Origin of the sequence: Paenibacillus kribbensis (genome assembly GCF_002240415.1) — a bacterium.
Lineage (GTDB): Bacteria > Bacillota > Bacilli > Paenibacillales > Paenibacillaceae > Paenibacillus > Paenibacillus kribbensis.
This window is the reverse complement of sequence record NZ_CP020028.1, coordinates 1,881,796-1,908,057: the sequence shown is the minus strand read 5'-3', so window position 1 is coordinate 1,908,057 and position 26,262 is coordinate 1,881,796. Positions and strand designations below refer to the sequence as shown.

The 26,262-nt window shown below is 50.0% G+C and carries 17 protein-coding genes; all 17 read right to left on the bottom strand.

Annotation, left to right across the window (positions count from 1 at the left end):
- Positions 1 to 13 precede the first annotated feature (13 nt).
- A complete protein-coding gene (locus B4V02_RS08465; protein WP_094154462.1) occupies positions 14 to 2,260 on the bottom strand; it encodes an HD family phosphohydrolase in 2,247 nt (748 codons plus the stop codon).
- 93 nt (positions 2,261 to 2,353) lie between these two features.
- Entirely contained in the window at positions 2,354 to 3,325 is a 972-nt protein-coding gene (locus tag B4V02_RS08460) for a PhoH family protein (protein ID WP_007431241.1), read from the bottom strand.
- Positions 3,326 to 3,331: 6 nt separating this feature from the next.
- Positions 3,332 to 4,525: a sporulation protein YqfD gene (gene yqfD, locus B4V02_RS08455; RefSeq protein ID WP_094154461.1), complete on the bottom strand. Its 1,194-nt coding sequence runs from the start codon at positions 4,523 to 4,525 to the stop codon at positions 3,332 to 3,334.
- A complete protein-coding gene (gene yqfC / locus B4V02_RS08450; protein ID WP_094154460.1) occupies positions 4,522 to 4,815 on the bottom strand; it encodes a sporulation protein YqfC in 294 nt (97 codons plus the stop codon). The genes yqfD and yqfC overlap by 4 nt, the downstream gene beginning before the upstream one ends.
- A 317-nt stretch (positions 4,816 to 5,132) precedes the next feature.
- Positions 5,133 to 6,542, bottom strand: a complete 1,410-nt coding sequence (gene bcaP / locus B4V02_RS08445) for a branched-chain amino acid transporter BcaP (RefSeq protein ID WP_094154459.1) — start codon at positions 6,540 to 6,542, stop codon at positions 5,133 to 5,135.
- Positions 6,543 to 6,967: 425 nt separating this feature from the next.
- A complete protein-coding gene (locus B4V02_RS08440) occupies positions 6,968 to 7,558 on the bottom strand; it encodes a hypothetical protein (RefSeq protein ID WP_094154458.1) in 591 nt (196 codons plus the stop codon).
- Positions 7,559 to 7,603: 45 nt separating this feature from the next.
- On the bottom strand, positions 7,604 to 8,605 hold the full coding sequence (floA, locus tag B4V02_RS08435) for a flotillin-like protein FloA (RefSeq protein ID WP_007431246.1): 1,002 nt from the start codon (positions 8,603 to 8,605) through the stop codon (positions 7,604 to 7,606).
- A 44-nt stretch (positions 8,606 to 8,649) separates the two neighbouring features.
- The gene (locus B4V02_RS08430) at positions 8,650 to 10,017 is read right to left on the bottom strand and encodes an NfeD family protein (protein WP_094154457.1); all 1,368 of its coding nucleotides are present in this window, start codon (positions 10,015 to 10,017) and stop codon (positions 8,650 to 8,652) included.
- Positions 10,018 to 10,301: 284 nt separating this feature from the next.
- The gene (locus B4V02_RS08425) at positions 10,302 to 10,745 is read right to left on the bottom strand and encodes a GatB/YqeY domain-containing protein (protein WP_007431248.1); all 444 of its coding nucleotides are present in this window, start codon (positions 10,743 to 10,745) and stop codon (positions 10,302 to 10,304) included.
- Positions 10,746 to 10,761: 16 nt separating this feature from the next.
- Positions 10,762 to 10,935, bottom strand: coding sequence for a 30S ribosomal protein S21 (gene rpsU / locus B4V02_RS08420; protein ID WP_005547957.1), 174 nt, complete (start codon positions 10,933 to 10,935; stop codon positions 10,762 to 10,764).
- Between the two features lie 170 nt (positions 10,936 to 11,105).
- A complete protein-coding gene (locus B4V02_RS08415) occupies positions 11,106 to 11,465 on the bottom strand; it encodes a histidine triad nucleotide-binding protein (protein WP_007431249.1) in 360 nt (119 codons plus the stop codon).
- Positions 11,466 to 11,596: 131 nt separating this feature from the next.
- A complete protein-coding gene (locus tag B4V02_RS08410) occupies positions 11,597 to 12,940 on the bottom strand; it encodes an aminotransferase-like domain-containing protein (protein WP_094154456.1) in 1,344 nt (447 codons plus the stop codon).
- Positions 12,941 to 13,213: 273 nt separating this feature from the next.
- On the bottom strand, positions 13,214 to 13,627 hold the full coding sequence (locus B4V02_RS08405) for a hypothetical protein (protein ID WP_094154455.1): 414 nt from the start codon (positions 13,625 to 13,627) through the stop codon (positions 13,214 to 13,216).
- 260 nt (positions 13,628 to 13,887) lie between these two features.
- Entirely contained in the window at positions 13,888 to 17,283 is a 3,396-nt protein-coding gene (locus B4V02_RS08400) for an AAA family ATPase (protein ID WP_094154454.1), read from the bottom strand.
- Positions 17,280 to 18,464, bottom strand: a complete 1,185-nt coding sequence (locus B4V02_RS08395; RefSeq protein ID WP_094154453.1) for an exonuclease SbcCD subunit D — start codon at positions 18,462 to 18,464, stop codon at positions 17,280 to 17,282. Before B4V02_RS08395 ends, B4V02_RS08400 begins: the two co-directional genes overlap by 4 nt.
- 23 nt (positions 18,465 to 18,487) lie before the next feature.
- A complete protein-coding gene (gene addA / locus B4V02_RS08390) occupies positions 18,488 to 22,561 on the bottom strand; it encodes a helicase-exonuclease AddAB subunit AddA (protein WP_425270783.1) in 4,074 nt (1,357 codons plus the stop codon).
- A complete protein-coding gene (addB, locus tag B4V02_RS08385) occupies positions 22,558 to 26,106 on the bottom strand; it encodes a helicase-exonuclease AddAB subunit AddB (RefSeq protein ID WP_094154452.1) in 3,549 nt (1,182 codons plus the stop codon). Before addB ends, addA begins: the two co-directional genes overlap by 4 nt.
- Between the last annotated feature and the right edge of the window lie 156 nt (positions 26,107 to 26,262).

Below are 26,262 nucleotides of genomic sequence, written 5' to 3'. Positions count from 1 at the left end.
ATGACAAACGATATTAAGCTTTCTCGTTCTCGGACTTGGGTCTTTCTTCGGGATACTCAATGCGGGAATGGAAAATCCCCATTACCGTTTCTTTGAGGGTTTGAGCTATGATATCAAGCTCCCGCATGGTCAGCTCACAGTCATTAAACTGGTGATCATCAAGTCGGCTTTTAATAATTTTTTCAATCATGGACTCTACCTGTTCCACCGTTGGCTTCCGTAAGGAACGAACTGCAGCTTCCACGCTATCCGCAATCCCTACTACAGCAGACTCTTTAGACTGAGCCTTCGGCCCCGGATAACGAAAATCATCTTCAGTGAAGTCAGGCTCAATACCCTTCTCTTCCGCTTCACGCAATGCCTTGTGATAAAAATAGTGCAGGAACGTCGTTCCGTGGTGCTGCTCGGCAATATCACGAATCGGCTTGGGTAGCTTGTAATCCAACTGCATTTCCACACCGTCACGGGCATGGGCAATAATAATGGATTTGCTCAGCTTCGGCTCTATTGTATCATGTGGATTCTCCAATCCATTTTGATTTTCAATGAAGTACGACGGTCTCTTCGTTTTACCAATGTCATGATAATACGAACCGACCCGGCATAACAAGCCATTGGCTCCTATAGCTTCCGCTGCAGCCTCAGACAGATTTCCCACCATTACGCTATGGTGATACGTTCCCGGTGTCTCTGTAAGCAGCTTGCGCAGTAACGGATGGTTGGGGTTGGACAGCTCCACAAGCTTTAACGCCGACAAGATGCCAAAGGTGGACTCAAAAAATGGCATTAACCCGATCACAAGAATCGCCGTAATCAGACCGCCTGCAAAAGCAAAGGCTACTCCATAGAGGGTCGTTGCTTGAGTCCAGTTGCCTTGGTCAATCAATGCCAGAGAAAAAACAGTCAAGACACCGAACAAGCATACCATAATCGCTCCCTTGAACAATGTAGAGCGCTGGCTGGCCCGATGAGTTGAGAAAATGGCTGCCAGACAGACCACAAGGGCAAAAAATCCAAAATTAAAGTCAAAAATTTGTCCTTGACGGACATTCAATATAACACTTGCCAATATACTAAATATAACGGCACAAACGAAAGCCACCGACATATCAAGCAACAGAGTTACGAGCATAGCTCCAAGCGCGATAGGTGCCAGATAGCCGAGATAGGAACGTTCACTGTTCTGAAGTATAGAGACAAGCAGCATTGCCCCTACCGTAATCACAAAGATCAAAACCAGCATGAGCAATTGTGCGTTATTATACTTGAAGTTTCGTGTTCGCGATTGGAATTGGCGAATATACATGAACAGCCCCAGAGCCAGCATCATCGACAACATCAACAGGCCGAATTGTGGCCAATAGTTGATTTTATCCTTAAGCAGCTCGTTTTCATCAAGCAAAGTATAGATTTCCTGGGTAATAATTTCACCCTTCTTGACGAGTACCTCACCTTGTTTAATATAGACCGTTGGCGTATCTTCACGAGCTTGGACTTTGGCATCCTTCGTAGCTGTATCATCATAAAATTTGTTGGCTGTAATCACAAGCCTTGCAAGTTCCTGAACAACCTCCCGCGAGGTACGCTTGGTGAGCGAGCTTGTACTAACCCGTTCAGCCACCTTGGCACGGGCTGTCTGGGCATCCGTAATTTGGTCATTCATTAAACCCGTCACAATCTCACGGGCTACGGGGCGCATCTCGGCAATATCCTCAGATGTAAGTCGCGGAATTTTAATGAACGTTTCCTCTGGAATGCGGTACGTTTGCTCCTTCGTTTTTTGCAGCACCTCATCCAGCAGCTTATCCGGGTAAGCATCCGCATTCCGGCTGTTGTTCACAAAATTTTGCACAAAATCCCGTGCACGCTGAGGAATTTCATCCTTATAAATCGCAATCTTGTCCGCTCTGGAAACCTGATCATCCTGATTGAGTCGTTCAATTCGATCCAGAATACCGGTAATCAGGTTATCGTTGCGAATCGGTACAATCGTATACATAGGCTGCACGCGTTCAGCCGATTCCTCTTGTGCCTTCAAAGTCGCCTTGCTGTTTGGGAGCTGCATCGGAGCGACAATTTCCTTTTCACTCGGCTGATTTATCCGGATATCATAACGCTCGGGAAGCAGCTTGGACGCCAAACCCACATAAAAAAGAATCACCAAAAATAAAAACAGAAGATAGCGTGTCGCCACGCTATACTTCCATCCATTCATTCTATGTTGGAACGTTTTCCCATTAGATAATTCCTTCGAGGTCATCTAAAACAATCCCTCTCCATCATCTTTTTCAAGGCAGCTATGCTGCTCATTTCATTCTGCGGATTGAACCAGACCGCAATCGTAACATACATGCTACCCTTGATTTTCAGCAACTCGGTCATAGGCAACGATTATTTTTTGAACGAGGGAATGACGGACAACGTCCTCTTCCGCAAACTGGACAAAGCCAATTTCCTCAATCCCTTGTAAAATCGCATGGGCTTCAATCAGGCCGGATTTTTTGCCACGAGGCAAATCAATCTGGGTAACATCGCCAGTGATGACCATTTTCGAACCGAAGCCAAGCCGTGTCAAAAACATTTTCATTTGCTCCGGTGTGGTGTTTTGAGCTTCATCCAAAATAATAAATGAGTCATCCAGCGTCCGTCCCCGCATATAGGCCAAAGGGGCAATCTCGATCAATCCGCGCTCCAGTGCCTTTGCAGTCTGCTCTGGACCCATTACATCGTATAGCGCATCATATAACGGTCGTAGATAGGGATCAACCTTTTCTTGTAAATCCCCGGGCAAAAAGCCCAAATTTTCACCGGCCTCCACCGCAGGGCGGGTCAGCACAATACGCTTGACTGAACCTTCCTTCAGAGCGGCTACAGCCAGCACCACAGCCAAATACGTTTTTCCCGTACCCGCAGGTCCGATTCCAAATACAATATCACGTTTCTTAATCGTCGTTACATAGTGCTTTTGTCCAATCGTTTTGACCCGAATCGGCTTACCCCGGAACGTGGTCGTAATTTCTCCCTTGAACAAATCGAGCAGCTGGTCAGCACGCAAATCTTTTGCCAGCTCAATCGCATAATGGACGTCCCTTTCGGTCAGGATATACCCATTACGAATTAACTGGAGGAGCACATCGAACAATTGTTCGAGCACTTCCACCTCGTGAGCGTTGCCAAAAACATTCACTTCCGCCTCACGAGATGCTATTTTCGCGGGAATTGCCGCTTCAATCAATTTTAAAAAGGAATCCTGCGGGCCGAATAACGCCTGTCCTTCTCCCGCATTGTTCAATGCAATTTGTATGCTGCGTTGTTGTTCTGCCAAATAGCCTCATTCTCCTTGGTTATGAACTAACGGAAGTTCTTCCGCAATATCCTGTTCCACTTCAAAAAGCACTTTCATATAAACTTTACCATTGTCTCTCTTCTCATGCAAAATTTTTTGGCTCATTATTTTCGTTCCTTTACCATATTTGGCTAAAATATCGGCACGCGCTCCTTCGATCCCTGTTTTTTTTGCTTCCGCTTCCGTAAGCTTTTCCTCCTGTATCTTGGTCTCTCGTACACTTTCGGTCATCCATCCAACCGGAAGCTTGAAGGAGCGCCACGTTAGCGGGTCATGCTCAACTGTTGTTTTATGAGCAGGATAAGGTATTTTTCCATATCCCCATAACTGCACTGCACGGTTGCCCAGCACCAGATACAAGCGCTCGTGACTATTTCCCGTGTATGTACTGCTACGCCGCACCATAGGGCTGCTAATTTCGTATTCATGCCATACCAGTCCTTTGATCTCCCCCTTGGCCACGACTTGCTGCTGATTTTCTTCATCTCCAAGCGTTCCTGAAATGAGAATAGCTCCTTTTTTGACACGTGTATTTTTATGCACAACAGGGCGACCCTGCTCGGCGAAAATTTCAGTGACTACCGCGTCGGCGTTGCTGATGAGATGACGTGGGCTGTAGAGCGGCTCAGGAGCAGGCTGTGAGGCTTCGACCACCTGAATCGTCACCAGTGTTCCCTGCTTCTCTACACCGATCCAGGATGCCTGTGGAAGCTTTTGCATGAGCGCACGCGAAAGCTTGTCCTGGCTGGAAAGACGAAAGCTCCATTGAAACGGATAGAGCCCCTCCTGTCGGGCAGCTTTGAGAACGGATTCCGTCGAGAGCTTGTCATTTCCCTTCACTTCAATATCCCAAATGAGTGATGACATCAGGAGGAGACCGATCCAGAATAAAGCCAGTCCTGCCAGAAAAAATTTGCGTTTGGCAAGTCGGACAGCGACGAAGGGAAGTCCTTGTCGCTTCAGAATATGCATTTTACAGCCTGTCCTTCTCAAAAGCGGACGCAGCAGGAAGACGTGCGGCAGCAGAAGGTTCATTTCTGCAAGTTTCGTACCCATCGGCCGCACGTTCCAAACAGGTATATGATGCTCGGTGAGCAAATTGATGAAATCTTCCACGCTTTCGCCCCTAACGGCAAGCGTCACCGTGCCACGCAGCTTTGTTAAAGCAGGATGTTTCATGAGCCTTCCTCCGTTCCTTCCATTTGAATATCCGTGATCTGTCCTTCCACACTGACCTGGTCCGGCAAAATGGACGTAATGACCAGGTTATGCCCTGACACCCGCAGCTTGCCTTGCGCAAGCGCCAGTACAAGCCGATCCGGTGTGAAATCCATAACCCCCCGGTGATTCTCCACATAAAGCTGGCGACTGCCAATGAGGGTTAACCGCGGCAGGTCAAATAGAATGTCCTGCGGAAGCTCCAGCGTTTCGCTGACCCACTTTCGCAGTTTGCGGCTCATCCGGCTCATACGGCGAAATCTCCTTTCCTGTCATCAAAGCAGCTGTTATCCAACAGCTAGTTGAAGTTTTGATGATAGCTATGCTTCTATTTACATGAGCTGCCGATAGCGCTTATATGAACGTCATCACACCAGCGCCACAGATATCTGTACTGTACATTTTATGATCCACTCATCAGATTTATGAGGCGAAACTGACAATTCATAACAACCACTATATTGCATCTCAAGCAGAGCAACATTTACAAAAATCTACATCAAAAAAAGACAACCCCGTTTTGTATTTCAAAACAAGGTTGTCTTTTGCCATTTTATCGTATAAACGATTATTTCTCGTGGTCATGATTCAAAAGTGAATTTTTTCTGGAGTATAAAAAGTAAACCACCAAACCAATGACAAGCCAAATGATAAAGCGAATAAAGGTCTGGCTATTCAAGTTAAGAATGAGTACAGCACACGAAATGATGGCCAGGATCGGAATATACGGGACCCCGGGACATCGAAACGCTCTCGGCAGATTGGGTTGTGTTTTTCTCATAACGATGACGGCGACCGAAATCAGTATAAATGCTGACAGGGTTCCGATATTCACCAAACTTGCCAACTCATCCAGCGGGATTAGCCCGCCCATTAATGCAGATAAAGTACCAAAAAACAACGTGTTAATATACGGCGTTTTATATTTAGGATGAACCTTTGATAATACTTTGGGCACCAAGCCGTCACGTGACATGGCAAACATGATGCGAGTTTGACCATAAAGCATAACCAGCATGACCGTTGTCATCCCCAAGATGGCCCCTATATCCACAATACCCGCAACCCAGTTCTGACCTGCAACCTGCAAGACAAGTGACACCGGGTGGGAAATGCCTTCAAAATCCATAAATGGCACAATACCTGTCATAATCCCGCTGACAATGACATATAAAAGCGTGCAAATGACGAGTGAAAAAATGATCCCCCGCGGTAAATCACGAGCCGGGTTTTTAGTTTCTTCTGCGGCAGATGATACGGCATCGAAACCAATAAAGGCAAAAAACACAAGTGCCGCGGCTCCAAACACTCCACTAAAGCCAAATGGCAAAAACGGTGTCCAATGAGCTGGCTTCACATATTTAACAGCAACGATGATAAATAATAAAATCACAATAATTTTTACAACAACCATGATATTGTTAATTCGTTTTGATTCCCGGATTCCAAAATAAAGTAATAACGTAATACCCATCAAGATCACAAAAGCCGGAAGATTAAAATAGGTGGACTGGTCCTTTAAAGCGCCTGGTGCAGCAGTTAATTCAAGAGGAATATGAATGCCGAGTCCATTCAGGAATGACACAAAATACCCGGACCAGCCTGCGGAAACCGCACTGGCGGCCAGCATGTATTCCAAAATTAAATCCCATCCGATAATAAAGGCCAGTAGCTCCCCCATCGTGGCATATGTAAAAGTGTAGACAGAACCGGACACTGGTACAGTGGATGCAAACTCGGCGTAAGCCAATGCAGCGAATAAACAGGCAAGCCCTGCAATCACAAAAGAGATAACCAAGCCCGGACCAGCCGTGACTGCTCCTGTGCCTGTCAAAACAAAAATCCCTGTTCCGATAATGGCTCCAATCCCGAGCATGGTCAAATCAAACGCGCCAAGGTCTCTTCTAAGTGTTTTTTCTCCCCGCGTAGCAGCAACCAGCTGTTCAATGCTTTTTTTTCTGAACAGGCCTTTACTCATCCATTCCATCCCCCTAAAATTTAAATTTTATACGTCTTACAAACCGTGTTTCCTCACCTCGATAAAACGCATATTTTAGCTAAATTTGGAGTAATTTTTCATAACTATTTATCGTTGAGAACATTATATATAAAAAAGAAAAAATGAAAACTGCTTTTGGAAAGCTCCATTTATATTGTTACATTTGATCATTTTTCACGTAATTATTTTCACAAATAAACCACTAAACTAGACAAAATGCCACCTTTTTTGATGACAACAAATGTTAGAATGCTGTGCGTTACATGGGATTATCACATTCATTGTCAGGTAATTGGAGCATTTGTCGTTAGCAGCTTTTTTATTCTGGACATGATTATGTATTCCTGATGTATTAGTAAAAAAAGATCCGCCACAGTCAAAGCCGTGACGGATCTCACTATCATTTAACGTCTACCTTTACTCATATACTTTTTGGCACGCGGAGGACCTAATATTTCAGCCCAAATCACACCTCTGCGCAGGTCAGCCGCATTGACCGTACTGCGTTCTTGCTCTACTGGCTCTAACCCATCTGTGATCTCCCCTGACTCTCTCTGATTGGATATGCGGTCGAGGCGGGCTAAAACCATTCTGCGCTCTTCCTCCATGGCACGAATCCGCTCTTCCAGTGTCGAACCGTTATCCGAGGATTCCTGTTCCATTGGTCCTGCCAATTCCGTCCGATCGCCCATTACTTCTTCCATCCGACGAGCTTCCATCACCGTTCGTCGTTCATTAGGAAATTGGCGTTGCAATTCTCCGGTAACATCCTGTCTGCTAGTCGGACTTTGCTCCTGTCCATGTTCCACGGTGATAGGTCTGGATGACGCCTGGGGTCTGCGCGAGCTCTGATCACCGCCAAAGGTGGGCATCCCATTTCCCGAAGGAGATTTTCGACCCGTGCCTTGAATGCTTTTTCCCAGAAAGGATACCAATGCAAAGCCAATCACGATCAGGATGTACAAATGCTCAAAGATCCAGCTGCTAAAGTTCATTACTCACCGCCTTGCTGCCGTCATTCATCGGCTATATCCCGTTGCTTAATCCCGGTTTTTGTTGTCATTCCCCGAGTTCTCACTCGGTTTGCCCAAGGAGCCGCGCATTTGCGTATCTGCCTCAATATTTTTCAAATTCATATAGTCCATGACGCCAAGCTTTCCACCACGCAGCGCTTCAGCCATAGCCAACGGCACTTCAGATTCGGATTCCACCACACGCGCTCTCATTTCTACCACACGCGCCTTCATTTCCTGCTCCTGCGCCACTGCCATCGCACGCCGCTCTTCTGCTTTCGCCTGGGCAATACGTTTGTCTGCTTCCGCCTGCTCGGTTTGCAGGAAAGCTCCGATATTTTTGCCTACATCCACATCCGCAATATCAATGGACAGGATTTCGAACGCTGTCCCTGCATCCAAGCCTTTGGACAATACAGTTCTTGAAATCGAATCCGGGTTCTCCAGCACGTCCTTATGCGAATTACTGGAGCCGACGGTTGTAACAATACCCTCACCGACCCGTGCAATAATCGTTTCTTCTCCGGCCCCCCCGACAAGTCGATCAATGTTGGCACGTACCGTAACACGTGCTTTAACTTTTACTTCGATACCATCCTTGGCAACTGCAGCAACAATAGGTGTCTCAATAACTCGCGGATTAACGCTCATTTGGACCGCTTGCAGCACATCCCGCCCCGCAAGGTCAATCGCAGCAGCACGTTCAAATTCAAGCGGAATATTAGCCCGCTGCGCAGCAATCAATGCATTGATCACGCGGTCTACATTACCACCCGCGAGAAAATGGCTTTCCAACTGGTTGATATTCAATCCCAGACCGGCTTTGGTCGCCTTAATCAGCGGATTCACAATTCGGCTTGGCGTGACACGCCGCAAGCGCATGGCCACCAGCGTAATGATACCAATCCGCACTCCTGAAGCCAATGCCGAAATCCACAGCATCACCGGGAAAAAACTGAAAAATACGCTCAATACAATAACCACTAATACGGCAAGCAGCAAAATGCTGACGATACCCGATTCGAACACTCGCATCATCCTCCAATAATTTAATTCTTCGTTTATCTGCGTGCTTAGACGCTAATGTCCGCCTTGACCACAATTCGTCCGCCTTCTACTTTGGATACGATGATCGGCGTATCTGTGGCAATAAACTCGCCATTCGTTACAACATCGACACGCTCATCAGCAATAAGCACCGTTCCGGCTGGACGAAGTGGTGTCAGACTCACACCCCGCTGACCTAATAATATTTCCCGATTCACAACCGAAGAAAAACCTTGGTCAGCCGTTAAGCTTTCTTTAAGTATAAAACGGTTCCATATCCCTCGGTCCTTGAATACAATCGCAATAATCGCCACCACAGCAACGGCAGCTACAAAGGCAATGCCCAAAGATATAAATGCATGCTGCATGTCGTAAGCCGCTCGAACAACGCCAGCGACCAAGCTAACGGAACCCAATATGCCCAATATACCAAAGCTTGGAATGAACATTTCAAGTATAAGCAAAGCCAGGCCAATGATAAACAACAGCCATGTCTCTGGACCTGCAAAACCAGCGATATAATTGCCGAAAAAATATAAACCAAATCCGAGTATGCCCAAAATTCCCGGTACACCAAAGCCGGGTACAAGCAGTTCAATAACTACACCCGCGATACCGATAAATAAAAGCAATGTCTGTACGATCGGGTTGGTTAATATTTCGGCAGCTTTCTCAGCCGATGTTTGCTTCACATAAAATACATCATCTGTGCTGTAACCCATCCATTGGATCACCTCTTGTTCTGAGGAGGCAATGTGATCCGCATAACCCAGCTTAAAGGCTTCCTCGCTGGTTAAAGAAATGATCTGGCCTTTTTCCTTATTAAAGTTCAGTTCCGGGATAGCTACCGTAATTTTGGAGTCTACCATCCCCCTCGCAATATCCGGATTACGTCCGCCAGATTCTGCGGCAGATGCCATGCTGCTCTTCCACCAAGCTATTATTTTCGGGTCGGTAACAGCCTGCCCCTTGCCGTCTACCAACGCTGCAGCTCCAATAATACTTCCCGGCTCCATAACGATCTTGTTTGCACTAAGCGCAATATAGCTCCCCGCCGAGGCCGCTTCGCCCCTGATGTAGGCTACGGTCGAAATCGGGCTGTCTTTAATCAGTTTGCCCAGCTTCTCCGCTGTATCTACCCGTCCGCCAGGCGTGTTAATATCCAGCAAAATCAAACCTGCTTTGGACTCTGCTGCTTCCGCAAATCCACGTTCCATAAAACGGCTCAGGCCTTGTTCAATTTCCTGATCTACGGGTATAACGAACACGGCTCCGCCTTTGGCTGCGGCCTCCACTGATCCGGAATGAAATAATGGCAGCAGGATAACTGATACCACAATCCATAACGTTAAAAAGATCATTTTTCGACTGGAGTGGTGCTGTTCTCTGTGCATCTCTCTCCCCCCTTTCGATCTTGCTTTATTACAGCATACCAAACTTTGTTAGGTAAACTACACAATTTTCAGGATTTAATGTGAAATTATTGGGGTTGTTGCTATTCCTGACGGCTGTCACATACTTTACGCATTCAACAGTCATCACGTTTCACACAACTAAAGATAGCGCTTTCATTAAAGGAGTTTTTCACATTATATGATTCTACGATAAACACATGGCAGATGCAGAAATAACACCCTCTGTGAACAGAGGGTGTTGTGTTTTCCTGTTTGTCGCAGGTTTATTGCAGAAATTGTTGAACCGCCTGGTTCACGAGCTTACCGTCAGCGCGACCTTTTACCTTAGGCATCAAGGCCGACATTACTTTCCCCATCTCGGCTTTCGAAGAAGCACCGGTTTCCTGGATGGTCTGCTGTACAATAACTTTAATTTCTTCTTCTGAAAGTTGTTCAGGAAGGTACTGAGCGATGATCTCTATTTCTGCTTTCGTGCTTGCCGCAAGTTCATCGCGACTGGCTTTTTCAAATTCATGGAGGGCATCTTTTCGCTGTTTGATCTCACGACTCAGAATATCAAGCACTTCGTTGTCGTCCAAATCCCGTTTCAAATCTATTTCAAGATTTTTAATCGTAGAACGAACCATTCGAATGGTGGAGAGTTTGAACTTGTCCTTACTCTTCATAGCTTGCTTCATATCTTCGTTTAATCGTTCGCTCAAATTCATGGTTGCTCAGCTCCTCCTAGAACTTTCTCTTACGAGCAGCCTCGGACTTTTTCTTGCGCTTTACGCTTGGCTTTTCATAATGCTTGCGTTTCTTCACCTCAGCCAATACGCCATCCTTAGCAATGGAACGTTTAAAGCGACGAAGTGCAGCATCAATTGTCTCGTTTTTGCGAACTTTAGTTTCAGACACCAGTTTTCCCTCCCTCCGACCAGACCGTCCAAGAGCAATAACACGGTTCATCAAATTTTATTATAGGTGATACGGAAACCGGGTGTCAACCTATAAGAAAAAATGAATACTTACAAGGAATCTTTTTCTCCATTCACTTCAGTATTACTAAAAGACAAGCTCTGTCATTTTTAAGCATGTGAGTCCGAAATACTTGTCAGGGCCCCTAATTTAGCGCCGCCCAGCAGGTGATAATGCAGATGCCCAACCGCTTGCCCACTATCCGGACCGCAGTTGTTAATCAGCCGATAGCCGGACTCAGCGATTCCCAGCTTTTTTGCCACCTCAATTGCAACACGATGAATCTCTGCGATGAGAGGAAGATCCTCCTCCGTCACAGCATTCATGGAAGGAATGTATTTCTTCGGGATGATAAGTACATGTACTGGCGCCGCAGGCTGGATGTCATGAAATGCGAGCACATTCTCAGTTTCCAGTACCTTTTTGCTAGGGATGGTTCCATCCACAATTTTCAAAAACAGATCGTCCATTCAAAACTCTCCTTTGCCAATGAGCCGATCATAAGCAATAAAAGCAATTGCTCTCGGCATTCAAAGTTATGTATGTCCTACAACCGAATAGAAGCATATACAATTATATGTATCATAACGGAAAAAGGGGCTTAATACCAGTTCCCCTTCACCACTTCCTCTATTATAGATTTCACGCCCGCATCAATCTGATCCGGCTGTGCACGTGAAATGCTGATGCGTAAAAACTTTTCTTGTTCCCTATAGCTCGTCAAATAAAAACCTTTGCCAGATACAACCTGGATCTTCCTCTCGGAAAGGCGCTGTACCAAACGCTCCATATTCACGGTTCGAGGCAGCTTAAACTGCATATAAACTCCTGATGCTACAGTTGAGGCTTCAATGAGTCCGGCCTGATTATATCGTTCCACCGCCTGGTTGAGAATATGGATGCGCTCTGAATACAGTTTGCATATCGTATGCTTATGGCGTTCATACATTCCGTTTTTAATATAAATATCAAGCGCAGCCTGAGATAACATGGAAGTATCGACGTATCGTTTATATGCCTGGAACGTCTTTAATAGAACTTCTGGCAAAACTGCGACCCCTAGACGCAAGCCCGGGAAAATGATTTTGGAGAAGCTTTTCAAATAAACAACATGATTCGTCTGGTCATATGCATATATGGGGTCAAAGCTATAATCGACCTCCAAATCAGCCATATAATCATCCTCTACGATGTACACATCATATTTGGCGGCCAAGGCAGCTATAGCCTTTCGCTTTTCCGCATTGTATGAGCTTCCCAAGGGGTTATGATATCTTGACATGGTATAAAAAAACTTGATGCTTCCGCTTTTAAATTGATTCTCCAATTCCTGCAAATCTATACCTGCTGCTGTGCGGACAATCGTGCTGACAGGTATGTTCTCTTCCTCCAAAAAACGCAAATAAATATCGTAGCTTGGCTGCTCAACCAAAACCTTTTCTTTACCGTTAGGAAACGACATCTTAGCAAGTATTTCCAGAGCCTGCTGAACACCTGAAGTCACGATAATCCGATCCATTTTTGCAAACACCTGATTATCAGCCAAATGGGAAACCAATGTATGACGCAGTGTCTCCAGCCCTTGCGAATCCCCGTAAGTGAACAGATGATATTTGTAGGTATCTATAGCCTGATTTAGACAATGCTGAAAATCCAAATATGGAAATACGTTTAAGTCCGGGGATGCGGAAGTAAAATCAACGACGTCATTCATATGGCTATGGCGCACATCACCGTAATTCTCCACTACATAGTATCCGCTTTGCGGTATGGAATAGATAGCATGCTTCTTCTCAAGTTCGGCATAGGCCCGCAAAATCGTACTTTTGCTGCACCCGTATAACTCCGAAGCGTCACGGACAGACGGCAGCTTGTGACCGGATTTGTATTGACCCTCACGAATTTTAAGCTCTATATCCGATAAAATGGAAACATATTTTTTCACAAATATCCTCCTATCGTAATTTTTCTTTATATACCTGATGTTAACACGCCTGGTGGATAACAGTAACGGGACCTTCGTCCTGTCCAGTATATATCATGGAGGATATAGATAAAAAAGCTGCTTCTTCTTGGCGGAAGAAACAGCTTTTATGGTGTGATCATCTATAATTCGTCAGTAAAACCGCTTTGCTGTACATGTAGAAGATGTTTATTATGCGAGCTGACTAAACGAAGACAGTAGGGATATTCACTATGGCGATGAGGCAACCTCTGCTTAATAATAAGGCAGCAAGGCAATCGCAGTCAGCGCAGCCAGTGGCAGAATCAGACGATTAAAGCGTCGGCGACCGTAAGGGAAGCCGTATCCGTATCCGTATCCATATCCATAGGGAGGATAAGGTGGATAGAACCCATATCCCCCATAGGCTCGGGAGCCGCCACAGCCGCAGTTGCTGGGTGGATAAGGGAGATTGACGTTTGCGTTCACATTCGCGTTGACGTTCGCGTTCTCCATCTCGCCCACGGGAACGGCTAAGTACAATTTTTCATCATCGACATGTTCTACAATCCCATCATACATGGTTCCATCCTTCACCCATACGCATACATAACGATACATATGCTTTTGACACAGTGTTTTAGCATCCGTTTGTTCCGGTGCTGTAACGGTTGGCATGCTATTTTCCATGGTTATTTCCTCCTAGGCTCTTGCATGTATACCGTATGTTATTCAAAAACGGGCTATGTGCTACAGAAAATTGGGCGAATTTCGGGTTGCAAAAAAAAGAAGCACCCCGGAGGCTCTTGGCAGAGCCCCTCTGAACGGACGTATACCGGGAAATCCCTTCCTCAGCATACGTCCGCCGGGGTGCTGTATGATTAACTTGTCGGCTTAGCTGTATTATAACAACGCTTTGAAACTGTATCTGTGATCTGCATCACGTTGTTTTAAAATGTTTCCATAACGACTCTGGAGCCGCCTCCAGCCTGCTCAGCGGGTAGAACGACCAGCTTGCGCGGAAGTCGGGCCCGCAGCTCAGGCACATGGCTGATCACACCAACAGACAGTTGATCATGATGCAGCTTTTCCAGGGAGGTAATCACCGTGTCAAGCAACTCAGGGTCCAATGTTCCAAAGCCTTCATCCAGAAAGAAAAATTGAAGCGGGTATTGGCCCCGCAATTGAATCTGAGCCGATAGTGCAAGCGCAAGCGACAGGGAGGTTAGAAACGTCTCTCCGCCGGACAAAGTCGATACCGGACGCTTGACACCACCGTTGGCATCATCACTAATGACAAAACCACCACTGGAGTCTACCTCCAACGCGTAACGCTGCTTGGTCAGAAAACGCAAACGACGTGAAGCCGACTGACTGACCTGCATAAGCTGCTCCTCAGCAATGTATTCAACAAAGGCATTGCCCCGAAAAACAGATTGGAGCTTGGACATCTTTTCTGCCTCGCTACGCAATTGTATACGATTGGACTCCAACTCCACCCAGCGAACATGCCTACGCTGCAAATCCTCCAGATCACGCTCGGCCTTGGCACGATTCTGAAGCGCCTCTTCGTCACGTATACGGCACTCGCGGAGCTGCGCGGCAGTCCTTTCCCACTCTTCCTCCGTAACGGTTGCTCCATCCAGTTGCTCTTCCACATGTTTTAAGCGGGAAGACAGCTCTTGTTCTCGCTGTCGGTGCAGGCTCACTTCACGTTCATAACGTGCGGCTTCATCGGGTCTCAGACAGCATTCCAGAACCTCTGCTTCTGTCGCAAAAGTTGAATCTTCCAGACGACTGCTCCAACGGGTCTCAGACATCTGCCGTCTTTCTTCAGCCGAGTCGGATGCCTGCCGGGCAATCAACGAAGCATGAACAGCCTGCTGCTTGCGTTCCTCCGCTTCAGTATGGCGACGTGCTGCAGCTGCGGCTTCGTTTTTGAGTCTCTGCAGGCGTGAAGCCGTTTCTTCCAACAAGGAAGCTGCCTGTCCTTCTCCAACCCATTTTCGGAGCTGTTCCCGCTTTTCGCGCAACGAATCGTCTTTGCTCTGGAGCCGTGCACGACGGTCAATCATGATTTTATCTTCCTCGACGATGCTCTGCTGTATCTGCTGAATACGTGCAGCTTTTTCTTCGAGGAAGGTCACGCTCGTCTCCAGCCGCGACCGCAGCTCCTCTGCACGCCCATCGCGTTCCTGCATGGCGCGATAACGCTCCGCGGCTTCGTCCGGCGCCACGTCCGGCAGCTGCGTCGCCCATTCGGCGCGCAATCCTGCGCAGCGCGCAGCGCATGCCTCGCGCCTGCTCCGCGCCTGCGCCAGCGCTGCGGCAGCCGCCTCCTGCTCCGCAGCTGCGCGGATACGCCGCTGCTGCCCGGCGGCGTCTGCCTCGCGCAAGGCGTGCGCCTCCGCAGGCAGCGCACGGGCACGGGCGGCCAGCTCAGCCGCTGCCCGTTCCAGCGCCGTGCAGCGCTCCGCCCAGGCGGCGGCACCGCGCGGGTCTGCCGGCGCTGTGGAGGGCGCGGCAGACTCGCCCGTGGCAGCAGCGCCGCTGTCTGCGACGGCGGGCTGTGCCAGCAGGCTGCGCTGCTCGTGCAGCTGCTGGCGCAGCGTGAGGCGCAGCTCCTGCAAGCCGAGCCGCAGGTGCTGCAGCTCGTCCGGTGCAGCCGCATCCGCGCCATGGACCACGGCGGCGGCAGGTGCAGGGTGGTGCAGCGAGCCGCACACCGCGCACGGCTCGCCCTCGTGCAGCTCGGAGGCGAGACGCTGTGCGAGATGGCCCAGCTCCTCGGCGCGGAGCTCACGGCGCAGCTGCTCCTCCTCGGCTGCCAGTGCCGACACGTCGGCTGTAATTTCTGCCTCCAACGTTAGCAATGCCTCGATGCTCTCAGCCGCCTGTACAGCAAGGGCAGAACGTCGCGCCTCCGTATCCTGTGTCTCCTGCTCCGTCAGCTTGAGGTGTCCGTCAGCTTGCGCAAGCCGTTTCTCCTGAACGGCGTACTCCTGTTCAGCTTCGCGCAATTGCTCATTTGCTGTCTCCAGCTGCTGCAGCCGTTGCACCGCCTCTTGCAGCATACGCCGCTCATCTGCCCGCACTTCATTTTGCTTTAGCTCCTGTTGCAGCTCCTGCTGCCGCTTCAAGCCTCGTGCCTGCAGCTCTTGCTCCTTGGCGAGTCCTTCGCCATATGAAGCAAGGGTTTGCTCACTTTGCACCAGCTCTGCCGCGAGACGCTCCCGGTCGGTCCGTAGCACCTCCGTATCACGCTCCAGCTGAAGCGCCTGTTCCAATTGATCGATCCGAAGCAGCAGCCTCGGCTCCTCCGCACCCAGCGCTTGCCGGGCCTGTTCGTCTGCTTGTGCAGACACAAGCGCAGCCTCCTGCGCTGAGACGGCCTGAACCGCCGCTTCTTCGGCGGCCTTTTGACGTTGATTCGCTTCGGCAGCGGCTTCCTTCCAATCCGTCAGCACTGGCAGCAACGCCTCGGCTGCCGACGCTTGCCGCAGCTTGTGCTCCAGCAAAGCAATGGATGGCTCCAGTGCTGCCAGCTGCCCCAGCTCATTCGCCCGGCGACTGTGCTCCATAACCAATTCGCGGGTTTTGTTCAGCGCTTCCGCCTCGCGAGCAACACGCTCCAGCTCATGACGTGAAGACTCTGCATTGGCAATTGCTTCTTTGAGACGCACCTCCACATGTTCAAGCGCTTCAGCACTCGCATCCCCCAGGCCTTGCTGCTCCGCTTCCAGCTCTTTCAATGCAATGTCATTGTCCTTCACACGACGGCTGAGCTTCTGTGCCAGTTGATCGCCGTATTTCTCCAAATGGAACAAACGCTGCAGCATCTGCCTGCGTTCACTACCCTTTAAGGACAAAAATTCCGCAAACTTTCCCTGCGGCAATACGACGGCACGCGTAAAATCGTCCATTTTCAGGCCGATATACTCCTCCACACAGCGCGTCACATCCTGCACCTTGTCAGCAAGCACTTCCTCGCCGTCCTCTGTGAGCGCAATAAAACGACTGAGCGTATTATTAACAGATACGCCTCCAGCGCGTTTGAAACGTCGTTCCACACGGTAACGACGAGGTCCCTGCGCTGACATGAGTTCAAACGTAAAGGCCACGGACAGCGTGTCTTCAGCATGATTCATGATGCCTTGAGTACCATTCACCGCCCGCTCCACCTTACCGTACATAGCCAACGTAATGGCATCGAGCAAAGTTGATTTGCCACTACCAGTTGGACCAAAAATCCCAAACAGTCCGGTTTCGGTCAGCTCGTCAAAACGAATTTCCTGCGGCTCCCGATAGCTTTGCAGCCCCGCCAATTTCAGAAGAATCGGTTTCATACATCCTCCTCCTCAGCGTGGTCTCTTGCATTATCCTGCTCCACCAGCTCCAAAAAAAGCTGCACCAATCCATCATCCGGCTGTGCCCCGCCTGTCTGTCGCTGATAGAAGGCTCGGAACAGCTCATGAACCGGCAATTCTGACCGTTGATGCTCCAGCTGTGCTGCAGCCATTTCCGGATACAATGGACGAATGTGAATGATGCCTTCACGGCTTTTACGCAGCCGCTGAATATCCCCCATCGACATCGCTTCATCGAGCGTAATCTCCAGATCAATAAAAGCATCCATATCCAGCCCTTCGTCCAGCCAGCGGTATACTTCTTCCAGACCTCCCCGTGCGCGCCACCTTACCAATGGACGTCCACTGGTAATATACAGTTCCTCGACCTGTGCAGGCTTGCCAGCAACCACGTCAATCAACGTAACCGATTTGGCTTGTCCCGCCTCGGAAAAGCTGTATGCCAGCGGAGAGCCGCTATAACGCATCAGCCCGTCTCCCTTGACATACTGGGGACGGTGCAAATGTCCCAGCGCTGTATATTGCGCCCCGATGCTCAGCGCTGACGGATCAACCGTATAGGCTCCCCCGACCTGAATCGGACGTTCGGAGTCTGACTCCAGCCCGCCAAGCACATAAATATGGCTCATCGACAAATTAACGGTGTCGGGCCGAAACGCTGTACCCAGCTGTGCCATCAGCAACCCTACACGGCGGCTATATGCCTCGCGTAATACCGTTTCATCTCCGTCCTCAGACAACAGCTCGTTCAGACGAGACTCGGAGGGATACGGCAGGGCTGCGATGCATGCCATTTCGCCCGTTCGTGGTGTATGAACACGCACCGCTTTCCCGCTGGGCAGTCCCAGCAGTGTAATTCCGCGCCCGCTTACCAGCGGCGTGACCGAGGATACCCTTTCCGGCTGATCGTGATTGCCTGCAATAACGACCAGAGGTCTTCCTCCAGCCGTAAGACGGGCAGATGCTTCATAAAACAACTGCTCGGCGGCCGCCGAAGGATTGACCGAGTCGTAGACATCTCCAGCCATCATAATCAAATCTGCCTGCTGATCGTCAGCCATTTTTTCCAATTCTTCCAAAAACGCTTCCTGCTCCTTCAAGCGACTGCGTCCTTCCAATGTTCGACCCAAATGCCAATCACCTGTGTGCAAAATCCGCATACTATTCCTCCTCTCTCACATAACTACAGCCGCACACTCTCTCCAGCCTCTAAAAAATACAGCCACTTCTCAGCAACCTTTTTACCTGTAATTGCTTCGATCACACGGGCATAAAGCTCCAATTGAAAACGATACTGCTCCGTTAAATGAGACAGCGTACGGTATTCGGATACCCGGTCTGTTTTATAATCCACCAGCACAAGCCCTTCCGGCGTTTCAAACAGGCAGTCAATAATCCCGTTCATCAGCACTTTATCGTCCTGTCCGCCTTCCGGACCTGCTTTCTGTGTTTCCTGTGCTGGCAGCATCGATGGCAGGCTGTGGTTCCAGTAATCGACTGCCTGCATCGTATAAGTAAACGGAAGTTCACGTTGAACGTGGGTTGCCTCGAGCATTCTGCCACCCAGCTCACTGGTGAAAAAGCGCAATATTTTATCCGTATCCAGCGCCTTCGCATGAACCTCCAGCAATATGCGCTGATTCAGCAGACGGGCCTTGGTTTCCTCAATAACATCGGCGTTCATCACCCCATCCAGCGGCAAATGCAGCATCAGCGTATGATACACCGTTCCGCGTTCCGTTGGTGTCAGACGTTGATTTCCCATAAACTTAGGTCTGCGTAAATGTAATGCATTGCCCCCTGTGTGAGAATCTTCTTGATCCTCCGGTGACTCTGCTCGTTGAGAGGCAGATAGATTCAGCCAATCGTCCGCTCCAATCTCCTGCATTTCGAGCCATCTTTTCATCTCGGTAACCGATGTATTGGCTGCCGTCCTGCCTGCCCGTTCATATGGATAGGTCCAGGAAAGAGCCGCAGCAATATCCGTTTCACTTTCTCCCTTCATGGCCAGGGGCATGACCAGAGGCTCCGCATTTCTCAGCGCTTCTGTCTTCATGTGGCGCTCTTCACCCGGCACCTCTTCCTCATGATCCGAGCTCGCACGGGAGCCGGAAAGAGTTTCCGCTGCCACAATTGTAAAAAGCCAGTCTGCCCCCGGTATGTGATCCAGCCTGTGAAAATACCCAGCTTGGACACCCGCCGCTTCCCTCAGTGCGACAGCAGAAGGATGGCGAATCAAAGCAGGACCTACCCAGTCCAGATAACTGCGTCCTGCCGCCAGCATATAGTCCGGCAGGACGGTTTCCGTATGCTCTTTGGCACGTGCCCAGCCTGCAGCGCGTGAAGCGATATCCTTCACCGTTCCGGTCATAATAAGCTTTTCACGAGGACGTGTAAGCGCCACGTACAGCACCCGCATTTCCTCAGCCAATAGCTCTAGCTGGGAGCGTCGACGAATCGCTAAATTAGGCAGCGTCGGATAGCTGACCCGGTTTTGTTCTTCCACATATTTGGGGCCAAATCCCAGCTCCTTGTGCATAAGAAACGACGCATTCAGATCCTGCTGATTGAACATTTTAGCCGTCCCGGCAATGAAGACAACCGGGAATTCAAGTCCTTTACTTTTATGAATGGTCATAATACGAACCGCCTGATCAGGCTCTGTACCGCCACTGCTGGAACCCAGATCACCGCCTCGCTCCCGCAAACGGGAAATGAAGGTCAGAAATCGGAACAATCCACGGTTAGACGTTGAAGTCTCATATTGTCTGGCCCGGTCATACAGCGCCCGCAAGTTGCTTTGACGCTGTGAGCCGCCAGGCAGTCCGCCTACCCAATCCAGATATCCCGTTTCCTCCAGCAAATTCCAAATCAAAGCACTTAAGCTGCCTTGTCTGGCTTCCTTGCGCCATGCTTCCAATTTACGCAGAAATAAACGTAAACGGGCATGCAACGTATTTCCGTCATTCCTGTCACTTAATTCAAATGAAGATTGTGAGTCCTCAGTGAAAAGATCCAGCTCCATGATGTCAGTGGAAATGCCTTTTTCACTCCCCTTGAGCGGGTCCGCCTCTGCTGCCGCCAGCAAAGCGCCATAAAATAGTCCGTCCGGCTTCTCTAATCGAATTTGAGCCAGCTCATCCTCGGTCAGGCCTACAATTGGCGAACGAAGCACGGAGGCAAGCGGGATATCCTGCTGCGGATTATCAATAATGTGCAGCAGAGACAGCATCACCTCAACCTCCGTTGCTTTGAAAAAGCCTGTCGTCTGCTCTCCGGAAGCCGGAATGCCTTCAAGCCGCAGTTCCTCCACAATTAGGGGAGCCCACACGCTGGCCGAGCGAAGCAAAATGACGATATCGCCGTAAACTGCCGGGCGCATCGCTTTTAAACCTCTGTCGTAAATCAACAGTGGTTGTCCTGTATCTCCAGTCAGCTCCTTAATCCGTTGCGCGATCGCACGCGCTTCTAATTGCGCCGTTTCCAGCTCCGCAAGCTCGGCCAGTTCGTTTTCCTGTACGCCTGACTCATCACTTAATTCAGCTCCTTCCAGAGCATCCGAAAGACCGTTCCCGCCTTTATCAACTAACAGCAGTTCAGGTACGTAGGCAGATACAGCAGCTTGCTCCGTTTGCTCGGGATAGGATGCGCCGTGCACCAGCCACGCCCGTTCGTCATATTCAATTTCAGCCACATCAACACTCATAATCTGCCGGAATACCAAATTAACCGCATCGACAACTTCCTTCCGACTGCGGAAATTACGCGCCAAGTCTATCAAAAGGCCATCTTCCTGCTCCTGCATGCCATACCGTTGATACTTATTCAAAAACAGCCCCGGCTCGGCCAGCCGAAACCGGTAAATACTCTGCTTCACGTCTCCTACCATAAAACGGTTGCCCGGTTCCTCGCGCGATACCAGCCTTACGATATCTTCCTGTACGGTGTTCGTATCCTGATATTCATCCAGCAGCACTTCATCAAATTGTGCCTTGTATTCAAGCGCAGCGTCCGAAGGCAGCAGTCGATCCGGTGTAGAATCGGGATGACGCAATATTTTGAGACAATAATGCTCCAAGTCCCCGAAATCCACCATCCCCTTGGACTGCTTGTGCTGTTGAAATCGTTCTCCGAAGGCAATGACGGTCTCTGCCAGTTCGTCCATCAGAGGAGCTGCTGCGTGCAATTCCTCCAGATAGGCTTCCGCTCTTCTGCCGAACAGGGAAGCTTTCATATCTGTAATCATTTTTTTCGCTGCCTCACGCAGCAGCTTGACCCGCTCCTGCAATGCAGGCTCGGTCTGATCTTTTTTGACCGGCTTGAGCTTGCCGAAGGAAGCCATCTGAAAGTGATCATACAGCGTTGCCCATGGCTGTGTCTCCAGCTCCTGCAGCAATCCCTTCACCATCGCCGCATCCTCTTGCAGCGTTGCTGCATAAGGTGCAGGACCGCCGGGCTGCATAGCTGCTTCATGCGCCTGTTCCAGCAAGCTTGCAGCCCCACGTAGGGAAAGCGCGGCATCCGCCAAAATGCTGCGAACCCAAGGAGTCTCTCCCAAAGCGGCCACATCCTGTACACGAAATGCTGCCGCCGTCTCCCTCAACCAATGCTCCGGCCAAGGATGACTTTGAGAAAAATCGTACAGCCGCTGAACAAGCACATACATTGCATCATCGGTGCGTTCCCCACTAAACCAATCCACCAGCCTGCGGAACGTGCTGCCTTCATCATGAGCCTCATATTTTTCCTCAAACAGCTCTTCCAATAGCTCCTGTCGCAGCAATTCCGTCTCATGCTCATTCATAATCCGAAAACCGGGATCCAGGGGAATGGCCTGATAATGCCTGCGAATAACCTCCATACAAAAAGAGTGAAGCGTCGTAATCGAAGCCCGATTCAGCAACGATAGCTGACGGCGTACATGCTCACTTTCCGGCTCCTGCTCCAGTACGCGCTCCAGCGCTTCCCGTATCCGCTGACGCATTTCGGCAGCTGCAGCCTTTGTAAAGGTCGCCACCAACAGCCGATCCACGCTGAAGCCGAGCCGGGGATCGACGATTTTACGAATAATACGCTCTACCAGTACCGCTGTCTTACCAGACCCCGCCGCCGCTGCCACCAGCATGTTGTTGCCGGACTCCGCAATGGCACGCCACTGGTCATCACTCCACATGCTGCCTTCCGGCTTCGGTATGTCTTTTGCGTTGAGTATGCCTTTTGTGCTGAGTATGCCTTTCGTGTTAGAAGCTCCTATCATTGGTCCATTCCTCCTTTCCCTTCCTGTGTATGACCCAGCAGATTCCATATTTGATCCTTGCCAGGTTTGCCCCATTGATTGTAGCCACTGCCTTCCAGACTGTCGTCAAATTGACAAACAGGCTTGAATGAGCAGAACGTACATGCTGTCTCCTGCTGAATACGATAAGGCTCAATGGCTACATCGCCCTCTGTCATCCGTGTTCCAATCGTTCGAATATTGTTACGCACCGAAGCCAGCAGACTATCCCACTGTTCCGGCGAAGCGACGGACGCACTGCTGTAAAAACTGCCGTCTGCCTTCACCGCAACAGGTAAAATGGAGGAATACCCCTTATCCAGTGCTGTATCCATTTGCCCAACCACGTCTCGATCCGCAAGCAATAATCCTTTCATTTTGAAGCGTTTCAAAAGCTCCTGACGAGCCTGTTCCGCGCTAAGGCCGTTAGGCGACTGCAACATTGGATTGTGAACGTGAAAATATAGTGTCCCCGCCGGATAGGCCGTTTCGCCCAACCATTCCTCTGCCGCATTCAGCAGCACGTCCAGATAGGTGAGCATTTGCAGGGACAAGCCATAGTACACCTCATGCAGCTTCAGATCCTTTTGGCTTGATTTGTAATCGATAACCCGCAATAGCAGGCCTTTTTCTCCCTCTGCCACATCCACACGGTCAATCCGTCCGACGATTTCCATGACAACGCCGTTATCCAGTCGAAAGGTCAGGGGCGGAAGCGGTTGGCCCGGTCCAAAGTCCAGCTCCAGCCCAATCGGCTCAAAGCTGCCTCTACGCGCATGCTCACCCAAAATCAATGAAGCACGGCTCACAATATCCTTCAGCTTGCGTAAAATATAGCCATAGCGCTTGGAGCTCATTAAAATCTCGCCTTGCAGGCGAGGAGCCAAACGCTCCACTGTCGTTTCCGCCTCCTGGCGGCACTCCTCCGTGCTGAGACTCCCCCAGCTTATGTTTCTTTCCCGCAGATTGATCGCCATTTCCCCGAGCGCTGCATGGAATAATTGTCCGATATCCGGTGCCTTCAGGCGATACATTTGCCGCTCCTTCAAACGAAGACCGTGAGAGGCAAAATGCGAAAACGGACATGCGACAAAACGTTCCATCCGGGATACACTGGTACGCAGCTTGCTGCCGTACAGACGGTGACTCGTTTCCTTCTGCAATTCGGCGTGGTTTTCGTAAAAAAGAGAGGTCAGCAGCTGACGCAGCTTATCCTTCTCACGCCCTTGCTGGCTGGCATACCAGCTGTATACCTCCCACCAGGGAGACAGAATATCTCCGCCACGCCGCCAATGCCTTAATTGCGCAATGAGCTGTGGCAAAGCCTCGGACGGATGGGAAGCATACTCCCATTGGGCTGCCCAGGCATCTCCCGGCAATGGGTATCCAGCCAATGGACGTTCTTCCAGATGCGGAAACAGCTGCCGGACATGGCGAACCAACTCTGATGGCAGCAGCGACTTCCCTTCTTCATCGGTCACAGCATAACTCATCCACAGGCTTTTGCCAGGGGACGTAAGAGCCGAATAAGCGAGAAAGCGTTCATCCAACAGACGTCTTGTCATATCCGGTGCCAGCTCTACGCCTCGTTCGTTCAAAGCGGTACGCTCCTGCTCATTCAGCACGCCGTCCTCATGAAACACAGCCGGCATCACACCTTCGTTCATACCGAGCACAAAGGCATGCTGTATGCCAGCTACACGTGTACGATCCGTGTTGCCGACCAGCACCTGATCCAAAGCTGGCGGTACAAGTCCCATACGGAACTCAGCCAATCCCGTTTCCAGCACACCCGCGAACAAAGAGGTATCCAGCCTTTCATCACCCATCATTTCGACAATCTGATCCAGCAGCTCAAGCACCGCATCCCATACCTGACGATGCTCCTTGGCCTGCTCGGGATTTCCAGCTTCCTCAGCCTGACGAACAAAGACGTCCAGTTTTTGACCGATTTCTGCATCCTCCAGCAGCAGATATACCGCTTCACACTTCTCGAGTGCTGTGCGAGCCTTGCCGAGTCGCTTCTCAAACGCACGTAAAGGCGTCACGATCACATCACGGCAAAGCTCCATCAAATCGAGTGTTTCATCCCGTTGCCGGTTCCGCTCCTGCTCCTCCAACTCCAGCGACAGACTGGGTACAGCCTGCCACGGTCGTCCGTCTGTCCAGCGGCTGCCTTGTATTCCACAGGCCAGTGCATAATTTTCCAGACGGTCCATGTCCTCACGGCTAACCCGACCATCCAGCGGCAACAGAAGATCCGTTTTGACCGCACGGAATACATCTTCATACCGCCAACGCCGCTGGACGATATCCAGCGAAGCCCGAATCATTTCCACTAAGGGATGATGCAGTACACTTCTTCGCTGATCCAGGAATACCGGAACCCCATATTGCTTGAATATCGGTTCCACCCACGGCTCATAATCCTCAATATGACGTACAAACAAAGCCATTTCCCGATAACGCGCGCCTTCATCCCGGGCCAGACGGCGCATTTCGCGTACGGCCCCTTCCAGCTCTGCACGACGATTGGCAGCAGCGTACAGCTTTATGCCCTCCGGCTGCTTGTCTGCCCATTGATCCCGTAGCTCCTGCGGTATCCGATACCCTGTACGATGTTCAAAATATGCCTCCAAATACGCCAACGCCGAACGCTCCTTAAACCTCGGCATTGGATCTGGGCGCAATAATTGGGTCCGCATCTCTATCATCAGCTCGTCGGCCATTCCTTTAAGCTTTACATAGGTAGCTGCCGACGGATGAAACAAATCCAGCTCATGCGGAAGCTGTCCGCTCTCGTAGCTGCGGTTGCAGGTCAGCGCCACCGTCAACGAAGAGGCGTGCAGCATAAGCTGCTCTACCACCTTGTATTCATGCGGCGTAAACCTGCGGTAGCCATCCATCCAAATATCTGCCCCGCGCACAAGAGATGACTCGGCAATCTGTTCTGCCAGCATGCGCAGCGTATCCTCACCGTCAATATATTTAAGCGCCAGCTCTCGTTCAAAATCCTCATAGATTAAACTGATATCCTTGAGCTTACCGCGCAAAATCGGGACCGTCTCCCCTGCGGCATGCATGCGCTCCAGCTGCTCTGGTACAGACCGGGTATCATTCCCATACTGCTTTAGCTCCGTAAACAACGTATTCAACCGGTCCACAAAGCCAAGCTGATCCCCCGAGTCTTTGAACAAACTCAGTTCATCCTTGCGACGACGTATAATTTTATATAAAAGCATCTTCTTGCCCTCTTCCGTCACCGGCACCAGCGCTGAACCTCCGGTTTCCTGCATGACTAAATAAGCAAGACGATGAAATCCCATCACCTGGGCGCGCACCGACCCCTGAATACCGTTTCCGGCTTCTGTAAGCAACGCATGCTCGGAAGCAAATGACGATTGCTCCGGTACGAGCAGCAACATGGGCTTGCCTAGCGGCTGCTCGCGTAGCATAGATGTCATTTCATGACGGATTAGCGTGCTTTTACCACTGCCTGAGCGGCCAATCAACAAACGGACCGACATGATGCGGCCTCCTCTCCAACGAACAACATTCTATTTAACAGTATAGCACACGAGGCAAGGGAGAAAAGAACGTACGTTTGCCATTTTGCAGCAATATATCCTTCCTCAAAAAACAAACAGTCCCGCAGGTTGGCTTGATGCATGCCTTCTCTACAG